The following is a 272-nucleotide window of genomic DNA, read 5'->3' as shown; positions in this document are numbered from 1 at the left end:
AGCGATTTCATGCAGATAGGCATCCTGGTGCTGCCCAAGATATTGAGCCGGTTTTTGCCTATCCAATTTGACGGCATTTAGACCGGTAACTTGATGTTTTAGGCTGCCTGTTTGTTTTTTAAGGCGAATCCACAGGTAAAGCGTGTTTCTTGACAAGTTAAACGTTGCTGCGGTTTGGCTGATGTTTTTGCATTGTTCGTAATAGTTTAAAGCTTCGTGTCTTAAGTCCGCAGAGCATGCCATGGTCAGACCTTCAAAGTTGAGTATTGTAC

The 272-nt window shown here is 43.4% G+C and carries 1 protein-coding gene; it reads right to left on the bottom strand.

All coding sequences use genetic code 11. The features are described 5' to 3' along the window. Positions 1-243: IS630 transposase-related protein (locus tag NSCA4_RS13070; protein ID WP_036538410.1), on the bottom strand; the 243-nt coding region annotated here is incomplete at its 3' end. Positions 244-272 lie beyond the last annotated feature (29 nt).

This window comes from Neisseria sicca 4320, from assembly GCF_000193735.1.
GTDB lineage: Bacteria > Pseudomonadota > Gammaproteobacteria > Burkholderiales > Neisseriaceae > Neisseria > Neisseria sicca_E.
This window is presented reverse-complemented; position numbering and strand designations above follow the sequence as displayed.